General features: G+C 63.9%; 14 protein-coding genes. 6 read left to right on the top strand and 8 right to left on the bottom strand.

What is annotated here, in order from left to right:
• Position 1 precedes the first annotated feature (1 nt).
• Positions 2 to 250 (bottom strand): FeoA family protein, encoded by a 249-nt coding sequence (locus HMPREF3170_RS02210; protein ID WP_083290805.1) that lies wholly within the window; start codon positions 248 to 250, stop codon positions 2 to 4.
• 106 nt (positions 251 to 356) lie between these two features.
• Between HMPREF3170_RS02210 and HMPREF3170_RS02205 the strand changes: the two genes are divergently transcribed.
• Complete coding sequence (locus tag HMPREF3170_RS02205; RefSeq protein WP_070477778.1) at positions 357 to 1,289, top strand: 1,4-dihydroxy-2-naphthoyl-CoA synthase; 933 nt, start codon at positions 357 to 359, stop codon at positions 1,287 to 1,289.
• A 209-nt stretch (positions 1,290 to 1,498) separates the two neighbouring features.
• On the top strand, positions 1,499 to 2,377 hold the full coding sequence (locus tag HMPREF3170_RS02200; RefSeq protein ID WP_070477479.1) for a hypothetical protein: 879 nt from the start codon (positions 1,499 to 1,501) through the stop codon (positions 2,375 to 2,377).
• Here HMPREF3170_RS02200 and HMPREF3170_RS02195 read toward each other — a convergent pair.
• The 5 genes from HMPREF3170_RS02195 to HMPREF3170_RS02175 form a co-directional block, all read right to left on the bottom strand.
• The gene (locus tag HMPREF3170_RS02195) at positions 2,374 to 3,789 is read right to left on the bottom strand and encodes an ABC-2 family transporter permease (protein ID WP_070477476.1); all 1,416 of its coding nucleotides are present in this window, start codon (positions 3,787 to 3,789) and stop codon (positions 2,374 to 2,376) included. The two genes, HMPREF3170_RS02200 and HMPREF3170_RS02195, sit on opposite strands and share 4 nt — an antisense overlap.
• Positions 3,786 to 4,487: an ATP-binding cassette domain-containing protein gene (locus HMPREF3170_RS02190; RefSeq protein WP_070477775.1), complete on the bottom strand. Its 702-nt coding sequence runs from the start codon at positions 4,485 to 4,487 to the stop codon at positions 3,786 to 3,788. The genes HMPREF3170_RS02195 and HMPREF3170_RS02190 overlap by 4 nt, the downstream gene beginning before the upstream one ends.
• Positions 4,488 to 4,552: 65 nt before the next feature.
• Positions 4,553 to 5,191: a response regulator gene (locus HMPREF3170_RS02185; RefSeq protein WP_070477474.1), complete on the bottom strand. Its 639-nt coding sequence runs from the start codon at positions 5,189 to 5,191 to the stop codon at positions 4,553 to 4,555.
• Positions 5,188 to 6,300: a sensor histidine kinase gene (locus tag HMPREF3170_RS02180; protein WP_070477471.1), complete on the bottom strand. Its 1,113-nt coding sequence runs from the start codon at positions 6,298 to 6,300 to the stop codon at positions 5,188 to 5,190. Before HMPREF3170_RS02180 ends, HMPREF3170_RS02185 begins: the two co-directional genes overlap by 4 nt.
• Before the next feature lie 54 nt (positions 6,301 to 6,354).
• Positions 6,355 to 7,335: a hypothetical protein gene (locus tag HMPREF3170_RS02175; RefSeq protein ID WP_141742162.1), complete on the bottom strand. Its 981-nt coding sequence runs from the start codon at positions 7,333 to 7,335 to the stop codon at positions 6,355 to 6,357.
• A gap of 156 nt (positions 7,336 to 7,491) precedes the next feature.
• Here HMPREF3170_RS02175 and HMPREF3170_RS02170 point away from each other — a divergent pair, with 156 nt between their 5' ends.
• The 4 genes from HMPREF3170_RS02170 to HMPREF3170_RS02155 all read left to right on the top strand — a co-directional run bounded on the left by HMPREF3170_RS02170 (position 7,492) and on the right by HMPREF3170_RS02155 (position 12,605).
• On the top strand, positions 7,492 to 9,450 hold the full coding sequence (locus HMPREF3170_RS02170; RefSeq protein ID WP_070477466.1) for an exonuclease domain-containing protein: 1,959 nt from the start codon (positions 7,492 to 7,494) through the stop codon (positions 9,448 to 9,450).
• Positions 9,451 to 10,018: 568 nt separating this feature from the next.
• Positions 10,019 to 10,867, top strand: a complete 849-nt coding sequence (locus HMPREF3170_RS02165; RefSeq protein WP_070477463.1) for a MetQ/NlpA family ABC transporter substrate-binding protein — start codon at positions 10,019 to 10,021, stop codon at positions 10,865 to 10,867.
• Positions 10,868 to 10,877: 10 nt separating this feature from the next.
• Positions 10,878 to 11,918 (top strand): methionine ABC transporter ATP-binding protein, encoded by a 1,041-nt coding sequence (locus HMPREF3170_RS02160; RefSeq protein ID WP_070477461.1) that lies wholly within the window; start codon positions 10,878 to 10,880, stop codon positions 11,916 to 11,918.
• On the top strand, positions 11,919 to 12,605 hold the full coding sequence (locus HMPREF3170_RS02155; RefSeq protein ID WP_070477459.1) for a methionine ABC transporter permease: 687 nt from the start codon (positions 11,919 to 11,921) through the stop codon (positions 12,603 to 12,605). It begins immediately after the preceding gene.
• A 27-nt stretch (positions 12,606 to 12,632) separates the two neighbouring features.
• On the opposite strand, the gene HMPREF3170_RS02150 is transcribed toward HMPREF3170_RS02155, so the two are convergent.
• Together HMPREF3170_RS02150 and arsB are read right to left on the bottom strand one after the other, a co-directional pair.
• The gene (locus HMPREF3170_RS02150; RefSeq protein ID WP_070477457.1) at positions 12,633 to 13,049 is read right to left on the bottom strand and encodes an arsenate-mycothiol transferase ArsC; all 417 of its coding nucleotides are present in this window, start codon (positions 13,047 to 13,049) and stop codon (positions 12,633 to 12,635) included.
• On the bottom strand, positions 13,049 to 14,131 hold the full coding sequence (gene arsB, locus HMPREF3170_RS02145) for an ACR3 family arsenite efflux transporter (protein ID WP_070477455.1): 1,083 nt from the start codon (positions 14,129 to 14,131) through the stop codon (positions 13,049 to 13,051). The genes HMPREF3170_RS02150 and arsB overlap by 1 nt, the downstream gene beginning before the upstream one ends.
• Positions 14,132 to 14,192: the final 61 nt, after the last annotated feature.

Genomic DNA, 14,192 nt, shown 5'->3' with positions numbered 1-14,192 from the left:
GCTATGCCACGCTCACCTTGATGCCACGCAGCGCGTCAGCGCTGAGGGCGTAGCGGGAGGTTGCCACCTTGATCACGCGGCCACCACCAGCCGTGGACTGCATAATGCTGACGCGCTGGCCTGGGCGAAGACCAAGCTCCTGCAGGCGACGCGCGACGGTAGGGGTAGTGTCAAGCGCCGCGATAACGGCGCTGTCGCCGACGGGGATGCGGGCAAGGGTGCCCTCGGCAGTTTTCGTTATCAGACTCATACGTTTGATTTAACTCCGAGCCCATTAGGTAAGCAATGCCTTATACAGCGGTTGCCTCCCTGTGGGGGTGCCCCGAGCTGCCGTCGGCACCGTAGACTACAAAGCCATGAGCTATTCCACTGCGCAACCATTCGACCCAACCCAATGGCGCGAGGTCGAAGGTTTTGACTTCACCGACATCACCTATCACCGACACGTAGGGACCACGCGCGCCGACGGCATCGTCCGCATCGCCTTCGACCGCCCCGAAGTACGCAACGCGTTCCGCCCCCACACCGTCGACGAACTCTACCGGGCACTCGACCACTCCCGGCGCGACCCTTCTGTCGGCGTGGTGTTGCTGACCGGCAACGGGCCTTCTGAGAAGGACGGCGGCTGGGCGTTCTGCTCCGGCGGCGACCAGCGCATTCGCGGCCGCTCCGGCTACCAGTACGCGGGCGGCGACACCGCCGACACCGTCGATACCGCACGTGTGAAAGCCGAGGGCGGACGCCTGCACATCCTGGAAGTGCAGCGCCTGATCCGCACCATGCCCAAGGTGGTCATCGCGGTGGTGAACGGCTGGGCAGCCGGCGGCGGCCACTCACTCCACGTCGTGTGCGACCTGACCATCGCCTCGAAGGAGGAGGCCAGATTCAAACAAACCGACGCCGACGTCGGCTCCTTCGACGCCGGCTACGGCTCCGCCTACCTGGCCAAGATGGTGGGTCAAAAGTTCGCCCGCGAGATCTTCTTCCTCGGCCGCACCTACTCTGCCGAGGAGATGCAGCGCATGGGCGCCGTCAACATCGTCGCCCCGCACGCTTCCTTGGAAGAGGAGGCCATCCAGATCGCCCGCGAAATCAACGGCAAGTCCCCCACCGCACAGCGCATGCTCAAATTCGCCTTCAACCTTGTCGACGACGGCCTCATGGGCCAACAAGTCTTCGCCGGTGAAGCAACCCGCCTCGCCTACATGACGGACGAGGCCGTGGAAGGCCGCGACTCCTTCCTGGAAAAACGCGAGCCCCGCTGGGACGAGTTCCCGTTCTACTACTAGGTAGGTATGTGACCTAGCGGTTTTCTCCCCTTCGTGCCCCTTTGAAATAGTTCCCGCCGCCGGGGAACTATTTTGCGTTTGGGGCCGGTTCCGGTCGACCAACGGTTACATTTCCCTAGGTCACAACGGCTGTCCACGAAAATGGTTCCGGCGATCACGAATAGGTTGGGAACTTTCTTCGGGTTTCTAGTTTTCTGTAGCGTGGTGCCATGAAGCGCTATCTGCCTCTCATCACCGCCACTCTCCTGCTGGCTTCCTGCGGCACGGCGCCTGTGCCGGAAGCGCCCGTGCCGGAAACAACACTGGGCACGCCCGCGACTGAAGCACCGGCGCCCTCCACCCGTGATCTGTACGCCGACGCCATCGCGGACCCGGCGCGGTTCTTCGCAGATCTCGACGGCTTGGACGGCACGTTCGCCTACGACGTCTTAGATATCAACGGCGATCTTGAGCCGGAACTGCTGCTGCGCGCTGGTGCTGACGGCCCTTCTCCAATTCGCGTGTTGCGGGCCCAGGACGGCACGCTGAGCTGGACGAAGGACTACCTCATCGACTCGGACGACCCGTACCCGACTGTGTTCACCAACGGCACGCAGCCAGGCTTGGACCAGTACGAAGCCGAAAGCCCTCTCTTGCACGTGACGCACTTCGAGCTGCGGGGTCAGCGTTTGGAGAAGGTGTGGGGTCCGGAGGAGACGGTCGTCGGCAATCCGCTCAGCGAGTTCACCCGTATCACCTGGCACCCGACGACGGACGCGGCGGCGCTGGGCACAATCAAACCTCCAGAACTCAAAGGTCCAATGGAGGGCACGATGGGTCAGGTATCCGAGGTCGAGCACCTACAGGGGCAGCAGTTCCGTGTCCGGTTCGAGCCAACCGCGGACGGTATCGCAGTGACCTACCCTGAGCTCGGCTGTGCGGGCCACCTGACCAGGACCAATGATGGCTTCCGCGAGACGATCACCGAGGGCACCTGCGATAACGGCGGCACGTGGCACTTACTTATCGACGACAACCACGCCCACGCCTTCTACAACTCCCCCGATGGTCGCTACACGGCGGACGGACGCCTCACCCCGGCGGGTTAGCGTCGTACTGGGCGCATCCCGCGCAGCGTCCGCATCAGCAGCATTACAACCACCGCCAGCAGCACCAGCCCCACCGCAGCCGCAACCCACACTCGTGCACCGGTGGCCGTAGCTGGCCATGCGGGGACGGCGAGGATCCATAACGCAGATTGCGCGAGGACATCCCCGCCGATCGTGGCGGAGACGATTGTGACCAGGATCGTCGTGGCCAGCGTCCACGCCACGCCGAAGCGGACGGTGATGGCAAGTGCGGTGAGCGTCAATACGCTGCCTGCGAGAAACGCGAGGAGTCCGAAGCGTGCGTCGCCAACCACGGCCGCTCCGAACGCGCACACGAGGGCGACGACTCCAAAGCACCACGTGGCCAATGCGGCGCGGACGCGTGGGTGTTCGACCTGCATGAGCGCCCAGGCGGGACGCAGTTTCGGCCACACCAGTGTGGGAAGCACGCCCGCCCCTATCGGCAGGATGATGTAGGTGAACATCGCCTCACGCACATCCACCGGATATGCCAGCGAGAACAGCAGCACCAGGGCGGTGAGCAGGAGCAAGACGCTTATCGACGACACCCTCGCCGCCATCGCAACCCCCTTCACCGCAGCCACGTATCCGGTGGTTTCGGGGCGCGGCGTCGCCGGCCCTGCGGCCATCGGTGCGGTGACGCGGTGGACCCTGCTGCGCCTGAAGATGGGGCGGGTACGTGGTGGTACGAGGGCGGCTGCGACAAAGCCAACCGCTGCCAATACCAAGGTCAGGACGAGGGCGGGAATGGGAGATTCCCCCGCCATCGGGTCGGTGGCGTCGAGGGGTAGCAGGTTGAAGTGCAGGCCCATGGTCGGCAGCGCCAGCCGGGCTGGCCAGGCGCCGGGGTTCATCCTCCACCAGTCGCGCTCGGCGAAGTAGCCGAGGCCGATGGTGAATGCGAAGCCGAGGATGATGGTTTGCAGGATCCCGATGCGTCGCGTGGAGGCGGCGGCGAGACCTGCCGGTCCGAGCATGCCCAGCCACGCAAAAAGACCTACGAGTGCGATCGAGGCCGTGTTGTCCAGGTTGAATACGAGGCCGGCGGCAAACGGCACGACAAAGTCGAAGGCGACGAACGCGGCCAGCGCCAGCCACACCACGACGATACGGGCAGCGCGAGTGCGCATAGGTGGGACCGGCCGCCACAATGTGCCGCCGCCACGGGCGTCACGTTCGCGGGTTTCGGCCAAACCGGCGAACAGCGCGGCGGCGGGAGCAGCCATGCCGGTGACCAACAGTCCTTGCGGGTAGAGCAGGTTCGACGCGGTTTCGACGTTTCCGGCCAGGGCGAACAACGTCAGCAGCACACCGACCAGCAAACCTGCCCCAGCGAGCCACCACAGCATGGAGCCGCGCGCACGGATCCATTCGGCGTGTAGGAGGGTCATCGTTCACCACCGGAGGTGAGCCGGAAGAATGACTCTTCTAGGTTGGGGCCCAGTTCCGCGAGCTCGCCTGCGAAGCGGACGCCGCCGCCTGCGATCACGGTGGCGCCGTCGGCCATGTGGAGTACTTCGCCGAGTTGGTGGGAACTGACCAGGACGGTGCGCCCAGCTCGCGCGTATTCGCGAAGGTAGTCGCGTAGGTGGGCGATGCCTTCGGGGTCGAGGCCGTTTTGTGGTTCGTCGAGAATAAGCACCTCTGGCTCGCCGAGCAGCGCCTGAGCGAGAGCGAGGCGGCCTTTCATGCCGGTGGAGAAACTGCCGGCTTTCTTCTTGCCCGCGGTTTGGAGGCCAACCAGTTCGAGGACCCGGTCGGCTTCGCTGTCGGGAAGGCCCAGCAGCGTGGTGTGGACGCGGAGGTTGTTGCGGGCGCTGAGGTGGCTGTAAAAGGCGGGGTCGTTGATGGAGGCGCCGACATGGCGCAGTGCCGAGCGGTCAAACGGCTGCCCCATCAGTGTTACCTCGCCGACATCGGGTTCGATCAGGCCGAGCAGCACCGACATCAACGTCGACTTACCCGCGCCGTTGGGGCCCAACAGTGCGTGGACTCGGCCCGGGGTGGTGGTCAACGACACGTCGCGAAGTACGTGGTGGTCCCCGAAGGACACGGCCACGTTGTGGCAAGCAAGTTGCGTATCAGTCATGGCATTCATGGTCGTCACCCAGCAAAGCCACCACATCGGTCGGTGGGACCACACCGCCTCCTCCTCTAGGAGGAGATCCCGGCGCGCTGCGCAATCAAGGCGAGCGCCACCCTGTCGCGCGCGCCAAGTTTGGCAAGCAGATTAGAGACGTGCGTTTTCACCGTGGTCTCTGCAATAAACAGTGTGGCGGCGATTTCAGCGTTCGTGGCGCCGCGGCCAATTTCTGCGAGCACGTCGCGTTCGCGTTGCGTCAGCGCCTCCAGCGCGGCGGCGGATTCTTGGGTGCCCGCACCGTCGCGGACCCATTCCATCACGCGGCCTGTGACCCCGGGGGCCAGAACCGATTCGCCGCGGGCGACAGCGCGCACGGCGTTGGCCAGGACGTCGGGTTCGGCGTCTTTGAGAAGAAAGCCGTGCACGCCGGCGTCGATAGCCGCATGGATCAAGGTGTCGTCGTCGAAGGTGGTCAGCATGATCACGCGTGGCCCCATCTCCATGATCGTGCGGGCTGCGGTGATCCCGTCGAGCACCGGCATGCGAATATCCAGCACTGCGACGTTGATGCGGTGGGCGCGCGTTTTCTCGACGGCCTCGGCGCCGTCGGCGGCGGTGGCGACGACGGTGATGTCATCCTGCGCGTCCAAGATGGTGCGGAGGGCGCTGAGGAGGAGCGGCTGGTCGTCGGCAAGGAGCAGGCGGATCATGCGGCCAACTCCGCCCGCACGGTAAATGTCTCCCCTGACTGCCATGTCTTCAGCGTGCCACCGGCGCTTGCCGCGCGTTCGCGCAGCCCCTCCAGCCCAACGCCAGTGCCTGGTTGGGGTCGAATCTGGCCGGTAGAAACGACTTCTACCACTACGGTCTCGCCCGGTGCGATCCGAACCATCACAGCGGGATCGACTTGGTGGCGTGCCGCGTTTGCCAACGCCTCCGCCACGATGCGATAAGTAGCAAGCGAAGTCACCGGGGAGACATCCACTGCTGGTGCTTCCAGCGACACTTCCAGACCGGCGTCGCGGTAGCGCTGCACCAACGACGGCAGGTCAGGGATCCCCGCCGCCGGCGAAAACGCATGATCGCTCTCACGCAGGCCGCGCACAAGAAGGCGAATTTCCGACAACGACTGCCCGGCGGCCTCGTTGATCTGCTGCAGCGCCTCCCGCTCCTGCCCGGCCGCCAACCCGGCATTGGCCTGCGCCTTGATCAGGGTCAGGGAGTGACCGAGCAGGTCATGGATATCGCGGGCAATGGCGCGGCGTTCCTCCTCGCGCGCTGCCGCGAGGCGCTGCTCTTTCGCGTTCGCTTCTCGACGCCACTCCGCCTCCTCAGCCGCCAAATTCGCCCCGAGCAAGTACCCCACCGCGCACGCGCCCCAATGCAGTGCAAGCGTGATCCCCAGATCAGCCCCGTTCCGGTAGAACAACACGAAGTTGTCGTCCCACGTCCACATGAACGGCGACAGCAGCGCCCACCCGCACGCGGCGGTGAGGACGCCCAACGCGAAGCGCTTCTCGGTGAACCGCCCGGCGATAAAGGTGGCCACCGGGACCGCCAACACCCACGGCGAAAAGCCAAGGTTGATCGGCGCTGCCAGCCACAACGCAGACCAGGCAACATTCAGCACGATAAGCGCAATCGAGGAGCACTTCGGTTTGCTCGTGAGCACCGCGCACACCACGACGAACCCCCACGACAGGGCGGCCTGTCCCCAGCCTGCGGCATGTGTGGGTTGGGTACATGCGCTCGCGGTGTACACCGCCGCCAAGATGGCAACAGCGACCGCGAGCGCAAGGTCACCCGGTTTGTAGCGCATGGGCGTAAGCCTATCGGCAACACCGAACACGCGCCTCCTCCCAGGGGAGGAGATCTACTTGTTCAGCCCCGGAATCTTCGGAAGCTCCGGCACGTTGATGCCGGCGTTCTTGAGCAGCGCGAACAACCCGCCCAGCGCTGCCAGGACCGCGGCAATGATGCCGATGATCTGGCCGAGCTTTGCATCGAAGTTCTGCGGCTGCTCCGGCTCCGGCGTGGGCTGCTCCGGGGTCGGCGCTTCGGGTGTGGAAGGGTCTGCTGATTGGCCCGGCAGGGCGTTCTTCAGTACCGGCGGGGCTGGCAGGTCTGCGTTCTGGGTGCTGAAGATCAGCGGTGGATTGTCACTGCACTGTTGCGCCTGCTTAAGCAGGTAGTAGTACCGGGACTCGAGCGAGTCGGTGGCCTTGGCAAAGTAAGTATCGGACATGTTCGAGGCAAACGCGGCGCGCTTCCAGTCCTGGACGTGGTTCAGGAACCGAGCAGTGTTGTCGCCGGTACGGCCAAACACGTAGTTCTCCCCGAGGCTGGCCACCTCCGGCACGGAGCCGTCGATACCGATGTACCAGCGCGCCGATCCCTGCAGCGCCTTGCCCGCTGGCGAAAGCGGGATCTGGGCGCCCTGCTTCATGTCCAGGTAGAAGTCGGCGTCGGTGGAAACCAGGCCTAGCTTGGCCAGTTTTTCCTTAGTGGCGGCGCGGGCGGCGTCGTAGTCGGGACGCTCGCCGGGCTCCTGCCCTTCCAGGCGGAGTTGCTGGTAGGAGATGATGGCTGGTTGGTCGAGGTGGGCGTCGCCAAGTGGTTTGAGCCCCTCGAAGGTTGCCTCGAATGCTTCGGCGACGGCGGTGGCGTACATGCCGTGCGTGAGCGTTTTTGCGATGCGTTCGGCCTGCCAGGCGGGGCCGCGCTCGGCGTCGTTGAGAACGACGCGGCACTGGCCGCTGTCGGTGCGGTCCAGGTGGGCGGCGTGGGCCGGGGTCGTGGCGAGGGCGGTAAAGGCGGTCGCCGCAGCGACGGCCGATGCGATGATCTTCTTCATGCCCATGTAATCGGCACAGACGGTGCCGGGCGTTACGCGGCGACCACAACTCCCCCGCCGGTTCCATCGAACATCCGACCGACTCCGTCCCTGGTGTGTCGGGGGAGTGTCATATATTTGTTGACGCCCCCAACACGGATGAACAAAGGAGCAGGAATGGGCCGGAATGGGTTTGCGGTCATCGATTTGGAGACGACAGGGCTGAGCAACCAGGACCGCATTGTGGAGATCGGCGTGGTGCTGCTGCGCCCCGATTTCACGGTGGAGCGCACGTGGGAGACACTGATCCAGCCGGAACGCGACATTCCGAATAGTTACATCCATAAGATCACGGCGACCGATGTGGTGGATGCACCATTATTTTGCGACGTCGCTCCGTACCTGGGCTCGCTGCTCAATGGCCGCACGCTGGTGGCGCACAATGCGTCGTTTGAGCACCGCTTCCTGACCAACGAGTTCGCGCGCGCCGGCGCGGAGGACGGCTTGTGCGAGTGGCTGGACACGATGCGGTTGACGAAACAGTACATGGGCGTAGGCAAGTTAAGTGAAGCGCTGGATATCGCGAGGATTCGGAACCGGTTTGCGCACTCGGCGCTCGCGGACGCGGAGGCGACCGCCGAGCTCCTCCGTTACTTGTGCGTGGGCAACGGAGTGGACGTCGAGAAGTATCCGACGGCGACGTTCACCGCCCCCGCAGCCGAGGCCCCGTGCCTCCCCCGCGGCGGCGAGCCCTCCTGGGCGGGACAGCTTTCGCGCACCTTGCCGACGGCCACCACCAAGAACGAAGCCGACTACCGCGCCGAGCTGACCTGCGCACTTGTGGACCGCGCCATCTCCCGCACCGAGATGCGCCGCCTCGAATCCACCGCCATCGCCGCGGGCCTCAGCGCCGACGACGTCGACGCCATCAACGAGGAGTTCACGCGCCAGCTCGCTGTCGAAGCCTGGGCCGATGGCGTCATCACCGATGAGGAGCGCGCCCCGCTGCTCGACATCGCCGAGGCGCTCAACGTCGATGCGCAGCTCGTCCGCTCGCTTCTCGACGAGCCCACCTCCGGCCCCACCCCCGCCACCTTCGCCCTGCGCCCGGGCGACCGCGTCGCGTTCACCGGAGCCCTCGACATCCCTCGCGATGTCTGGACCGACCGCGCCACCGCCGCAGGCCTCGACGTCGGTGGCGTGACCCGCACGTGCGCCGTCCTTGTTGCGGCGAACCCGGACTCGATGAGCGGGAAAGCGAAGCAAGCACGCGAGAACAACGTGCCGATCATCAGCGAGACCCACTTCGCCCAACTACTGAAGGCCGTGGAGGATTCGACCGAGGACGCACCGGTTGTTGCCCCTGATGCCGCTGCGCCTGTTTCAGCTCCGGAGCAGTTCTCTTGGCTGACCGCCGAGCAGTCGCACGCTGTTGGCGCGTCGAGTGCGCGCATCGCCGCCGCGTGGATCGAGCAACACCCGGACCGCCCACTGCACGAGATCGCCGACAACCTCAAACCCCACCACGTCCCCGAAGCGACCGGACGCGGCATCGATCGTTACCTCGCCATGTGGAGCCTCGAGCACCCGGAGATGCTCAACGCCAGCGCCGACGACCTACTTGACCTGCACGGCGTCGGCCCGAAGCGGTGCAGCCAGCTCGTGGAGATGGTGGTGGACCTCGCCGTCGACGGCGTCGAGGAGACGGCCGAGGTGGAGGCGGCGGTTGTTGAGGAGGTCGCTCCGGAGATTGTTGCGGAGGCGCAGCCTGCTCCAGCGCCACGCCCTGCAGCCACAAAGCCCCGACCTGCCACCAATGAACTGACACCTGAGGAGCTGCTTGCCGCAGCGTATGCCCCGCTGCACGCACCGGTTCCTGCCCAATCGACACCGTACGATCCCGCGCTGGTCACGCCTGCTACTGCCCCGAAGCGACGCTCCAAGTCCGGGAAGGTATTCAAGCGGTCGGTGATCATCACCGTGGTGTCGTTTGTGCTCTTCGGTCTGTGCCTGGAAACGTTCGACCCGGAGGCCGAGTCCTTCATCGCCGGGATGCTCGCTCTGGCCACGTTGGCCGGAATGCTGACAGCGGGGGTCTCGGGCGTGATGGCATTGATCGGCAAGTTGCGGAGATAGAGCGCCAGGCCTTGTGCGTGTCTGATATTCAGTTGGGTTTGTCCGGCTGGTTACCGGAATCAGCTTGAGGCATTCATCTCACCCCCTTCCTTACGGTCGAGACCAGCCGCTTCCACAAAGAAGCGCGTCCGCGCCGCCACTCACAGTCCGCAAATTGCAAAAGCGGGTATAAAACCGTTGCAAAAGCGGGTGCGAAATCGTTGCAGAAACGGGTACGCCACCCGTGAGCTGCACGTTTACCGCAGCTCTAGGAACACACTCGCCACCATGCCGCGCGCCCGAAAACAGCGGCGCGAGCCCCAAAAAATTCCAAACTGTAGTAGGTGGATTGTAGTAATCCTCGAAATTCTTTGCGAAAAGCGGAATACTACAATCCTTTTACTCACTTTTAGGCGATCACCCCTAGCCCCCGGCCACCCAACCCCAGCCCCACCCCAACCCAGCACAAGCCCAAACCAGACCGCCCCGACCACCTCGCGCCCCAACAAACTAGACCGATCAGTCTTGCAATAACAAACCGAGTGGTTTAATCTTCGGTACAGCTTGAAAAAACTTGAAAGGAAACATCGTGCTGAAGAAACTCACTGCCATCACCGCGGCTGCCGCGTTAACGCTTGGCCTCACCGCTTGCTCCGGCGATTCCACCGACGCCACCGCTACCCCGGACGGCGACTTGCAGACGATCCGCGTCGCTACTTCGCCTGGCCCGTACTCGGAGCTGTTCACGGATGCGGTTGGCCCCATCCTGGAGGGGCAGGGTTACGAGGTGGAGTACCAGTCGTTTACTGACCTGACCCAGGCAGATACAGCACTCAACGAGGGGTCCGCGGACTTGAACGTTGACCAGCACACTGCCTGGCTGAACGTCTTTAATGAGGAGAAGGGCGGCAACCTCGCTTCCATTACTGAGGTGCCGACGGTGCCGGCTGGGTTGTACTCCGATAAGTACACGCAGCTCACCGAGGTTGCTGACGGCCACAAGGTTGGTATCCCGCTGGATGGGTCGAATAAGTCCCGCGCGCTGCACCTGCTGGTAGATGCTGGCTGGATCACGTTGCAGGACCCGGATGCGACGCTGGTCGCGGAGTCAGATATTAAGGACAACCCCCACAACCTGGAGATCGTCTCCATTGATTCGGGCAACCTGTCACGTACGCTGCCGGACTTTGACTGGGCGGTGATCCCTGGCTCCATGTCGTATTCCGCCGGGTTGGACCCGAAGTTGCAGGTGTTCCAGGAGACGCTGCGTCCGGAGCTGATTCTTGTAGCGGTGACCACCGAGGACAAGAAGGATCAGCCGTGGGCGAAGGCGGTCGCGGACGCGTACCGCTCGGAGGAGTTCAAGCAGTACTTCGACGAGCACAACGAGAACAACTACTGGTTCCTTCCGGATTCTCTGAAGGAGACAAAGCGCTAGAAAGGCTCGCATGACCATCGCAACCGGCAGCGGCAACGCCGTCATATTCGACGGTGTGACCAAGGTGTTCGACACCGGGGACACAAGCTTTACTGCACTCGAGGACATCTCGTTCGCGGTACCCGCGGGCGGGATTTCCGGCGTGGTGGGGACGTCTGGTGCTGGCAAGTCCACGCTGATTCGTACCGTCAATGGGCTGGAGGTGCCGACGTCGGGCTCGGTGTCGGTACTCGGCGAGGAGCCCGCGAAGCTGAACGCGAAGCAGCTGCGTGACCTGCGGCGCAAGGTGTCGATGGTGTTCCAGAACTACAACTTGCTAGAGACCAAGACGGTTGCGGAGAATGTGGCCACGCCCCTGCTGTTGTCGAAGACGCCGAAGGCGGAGATCCAGCGCCGTGTCGCGGAGGCCCTCGAAATGGTGGGGCTGGCCGACCGCGCAAGTCACAAGCCACGCCAGCTTTCGGGCGGTCAGCGGCAGCGCGTCGGCATCGCTCGTGCGCTCGTGACCAATCCGAGCATCTTGCTTTGCGACGAGCCCACATCCGCCCTGGATCCGCTCACCACAACACAAATCCTGGAGCTACTCCGAAAGATCAATGCGGAGCTCGGCGTGACCATTTTGCTGATCACACACCAGATGGACGTAGTGGCACGCCTCGCGGACGAGGTCGCGGTGCTGTCCGAGGGGCACCTGGTGGAGTCGGGCCCCGTCGCCGAGGTGTTCGCCGATCCGCAGCACCCGTTGACGCAGCGGTTCGTGGAGACGGTCATCCAGCGCAAGGTCCCTGAGCACGTGCGCGAGACCATCCGCGAAGGAAGGTTTGACCGCGCGGTGCAGCTCGTCCACACGGGAGGGGCTGCTCAAGAGGTGTTCACGCAGCTCGTTGGCAAGTTTGGTGTGGATGCGCGGCTGCTGGCGTCGTCAAGTACTGAGCTTGCGAAGACCACCGTGGGCACCACCATCGTCGGCCTGCATGGCGGCGAGGCGGACGGCGCGGTGGCGTGGCTGTCCTCCCTGGAAGGCGTAACTGTGAATGAGGTGGAGGCGTAAATGGAACCGCTGAACTCTTGGTGGCGCGACCTGACGGGCTCGCGCGTGACTCCGTCGATGTACCTCGATTCCTTCGGGGAGACCGTGTACATGGTGGGGGGCGCGCTGTTCATTGGCGCTCTGGTTGGCATTCCGCTGGCGCTGGCGCTGGTAATCACCCGCCCGGGCGGTCTGCGCCCGAACCGGCTGGTGTACGGGGTGCTCAACGTGGTGGTCAACATCATCCGTTCCCTGCCGTTCATCATCTTGCTCGTCGCGATTTCGCCGTTCACCCGCTCTATTGTGGGCACCTCAATAGGCACGACGGCCGCGCTGGTACCGCTCACCCTGTACATCGCCCCGTTCATCGCCCGCCTCATCGAGCAGTCCCTGCTCGAGGTCAACCCCGGTATCACCGAGGCCGCCGAATCGATGGGGGCGAACATGTGGCAGACCATCCGCCACTTCCTCCTGCCGGAGGCGAAATCCTCCATCATCCTCGCGATCACGACGGCAACCGTGGGTCTTATCTCCGCGACCGCGATGGCCGGAACGATTGGCGGTGGCGGCGTGGGCGACCTTGCGATTGCCTACGGCTACCAGCAGTTCGACTCCGTAGCAATGCTCACCACCGTGATCATCCTGATTATCGTGGTGCAAGCCATCCAATCATTGGGCAACACACTCGCCCGCCGGGCCCGCGCGTAGCGCCCCAAACCGCTCAAAGCGTGGGATTCAAAGCGTGCGATGCAGCTCGCGCAGGAGGGCGCGCACGCGGGCGTCGATATCGTCGCGTACGAGGCGCATCCGTTCCATGCCTTCGATGCCACGGGTGGACGGCTCGTCGGTGTGCCAGCGTTCCAGGGTGCCGGCGGCGTCGGCTGGCATGTTGAGCTGGGCGGCGTCGCCAATTATTACTACTCGGTCGACTGTGCGCAGCAGTTCTGGGTCGATGGGTTTTGGTGTGCCGCGCGACATGTCGGCACCGAGTTCTGCAATTGCGGCGACGGATTCTTGGTTCAGCTTCGTGCCCGGTTTCGTGCCAGCGGAGAAGACGCTGACCTGGTCGCCTGCGTAGTGTCGCGCAAGCGCCGCCGCCATTTGTGATTTACCGCCGTTGCTGACGCAGACGAACAAGACACTGGGGTTCATTAACGGCTCCTTGCAGCTGGCAGGGTGGGATCGCCTGGGAAGAGTCTCTGCCCGATGCCGCGCATGAGGTAGACAAGTCCGACGAGGACGGGGATTTCGATGAGCGGACCGATCGTACCGGCCAGCGCTTGGGCCGAGGTAGCGCCGAACGTGCCGATCGCCACCGCGATGGCCAACTCGAAGTTGTTGCCCGCGGCGGTAAAGGACACGGAGGCGGATTGGGCGTAGCCCATCCCCGACGCCTTCGACACCACCAGGGCGATCAGGAACATGCCCACGAAGTACCCCAGCAGTGGCAGGGCGACTCGGGCAACGGTCCACGGTTGAGATGTAATCTGCTCGCCTTGCAGGGAGAACAGCAGCACGATCGTGTACAGCAACCCCACGAGCGCAAGCGGGGAAACCGCGGGCAGGAAGGTCTCTTCGTACCACGCACGGCCCTTCACTCGCTCACCGATGATGCGGGAGAGCACTCCGGCAAGTAGCGGGATACCGAGAAACACCAGTACTGCGGTGACGATGGAGAAGAAGGAGAACTCCACAGAGGTGGTCTCCAGGCCCAGCCAGCTCGGCAGGATCTGCAGGTAGAACCATCCGAGCACGCCGAACATGAGCACCTGGAATACTGAGTTGATGGCGACCAGGACGGCCGTGGCTTCCCGGTCGGCGCAGGACAGGTCGGACCACACCAGCACCATGGCGATGCAGCGCGCCAGTCCGACGATGATGAGGCCTGTGCGTAGCTCTGGCTGGTCCGGCAGAAACAGCCAGGCCAGGGCGAACATGAACGCGGGGCCGACGATCCAGTTCAAGATGATGGAGACGGTCATGAGCCGTTTGTCGGTGGCGATCTCGCGGGTCTTGTCGTAGCGGACTTTGGCCAGCGGCGGGTACATCATCACCAAAAGGCCCAGCGCGATCGGCAGCGAAATACCGCCGACTTCAAAACGCTCAAGCGTGCTGCGGAGTCCTGGAACGGCGCGGCCCAGCAGCAGACCGAATGCCATCGCCAAGATGATCCACACTGGTAGGAATCTGTCGAGGAACGACATTCGAACGGGGGTCGGCTCTGGGTTGGTCATCTAATCACCTCACATATCGATAATTATCAATATGTGAAAACAGAGGGCCGCATAGACCGCT

Origin of the sequence: Corynebacterium sp. HMSC08D02, from assembly GCF_001807505.1 — a bacterium.
GTDB lineage: Bacteria > Actinomycetota > Actinomycetes > Mycobacteriales > Mycobacteriaceae > Corynebacterium > Corynebacterium pseudogenitalium.
Note: the sequence above shows the minus strand (reverse complement) of the source record. Positions and strands in the feature narration are given on the sequence as shown.

Coding starts and splice junctions, on each gene's coding strand:
- HMPREF3170_RS02150 (WP_070477457.1), bottom strand. CDS start 13,049: ATGAACCCCAGTGTCTTGTTCGTCTGCGTCAGCAACGGCGGTAAATCA.
- HMPREF3170_RS02190 (WP_070477775.1), bottom strand. CDS start 4,487: ATGACTGATACGCAACTTGCTTGCCACAACGTGGCCGTGTCCTTCGGG.
- HMPREF3170_RS02195 (WP_070477476.1), bottom strand. CDS start 3,789: ATGACCCTCCTACACGCCGAATGGATCCGTGCGCGCGGCTCCATGCTG.
- HMPREF3170_RS02205 (WP_070477778.1), top strand. CDS start 357: ATGAGCTATTCCACTGCGCAACCATTCGACCCAACCCAATGGCGCGAG.
- arsB (WP_070477455.1), bottom strand. CDS start 14,131: ATGACCAACCCAGAGCCGACCCCCGTTCGAATGTCGTTCCTCGACAGA.
- HMPREF3170_RS02200 (WP_070477479.1), top strand. CDS start 1,499: ATGAAGCGCTATCTGCCTCTCATCACCGCCACTCTCCTGCTGGCTTCC.
- HMPREF3170_RS02175 (WP_141742162.1), bottom strand. CDS start 7,335: ATGAAGAAGATCATCGCATCGGCCGTCGCTGCGGCGACCGCCTTTACC.
- HMPREF3170_RS02210 (WP_083290805.1), bottom strand. CDS start 250: ATGAGTCTGATAACGAAAACTGCCGAGGGCACCCTTGCCCGCATCCCC.
- HMPREF3170_RS02170 (WP_070477466.1), top strand. CDS start 7,492: ATGGGCCGGAATGGGTTTGCGGTCATCGATTTGGAGACGACAGGGCTG.
- HMPREF3170_RS02180 (WP_070477471.1), bottom strand. CDS start 6,300: ATGCGCTACAAACCGGGTGACCTTGCGCTCGCGGTCGCTGTTGCCATC.
- HMPREF3170_RS02160 (WP_070477461.1), top strand. CDS start 10,878: ATGACCATCGCAACCGGCAGCGGCAACGCCGTCATATTCGACGGTGTG.
- HMPREF3170_RS02185 (WP_070477474.1), bottom strand. CDS start 5,191: ATGATCCGCCTGCTCCTTGCCGACGACCAGCCGCTCCTCCTCAGCGCC.
- HMPREF3170_RS02155 (WP_070477459.1), top strand. CDS start 11,919: ATGGAACCGCTGAACTCTTGGTGGCGCGACCTGACGGGCTCGCGCGTG.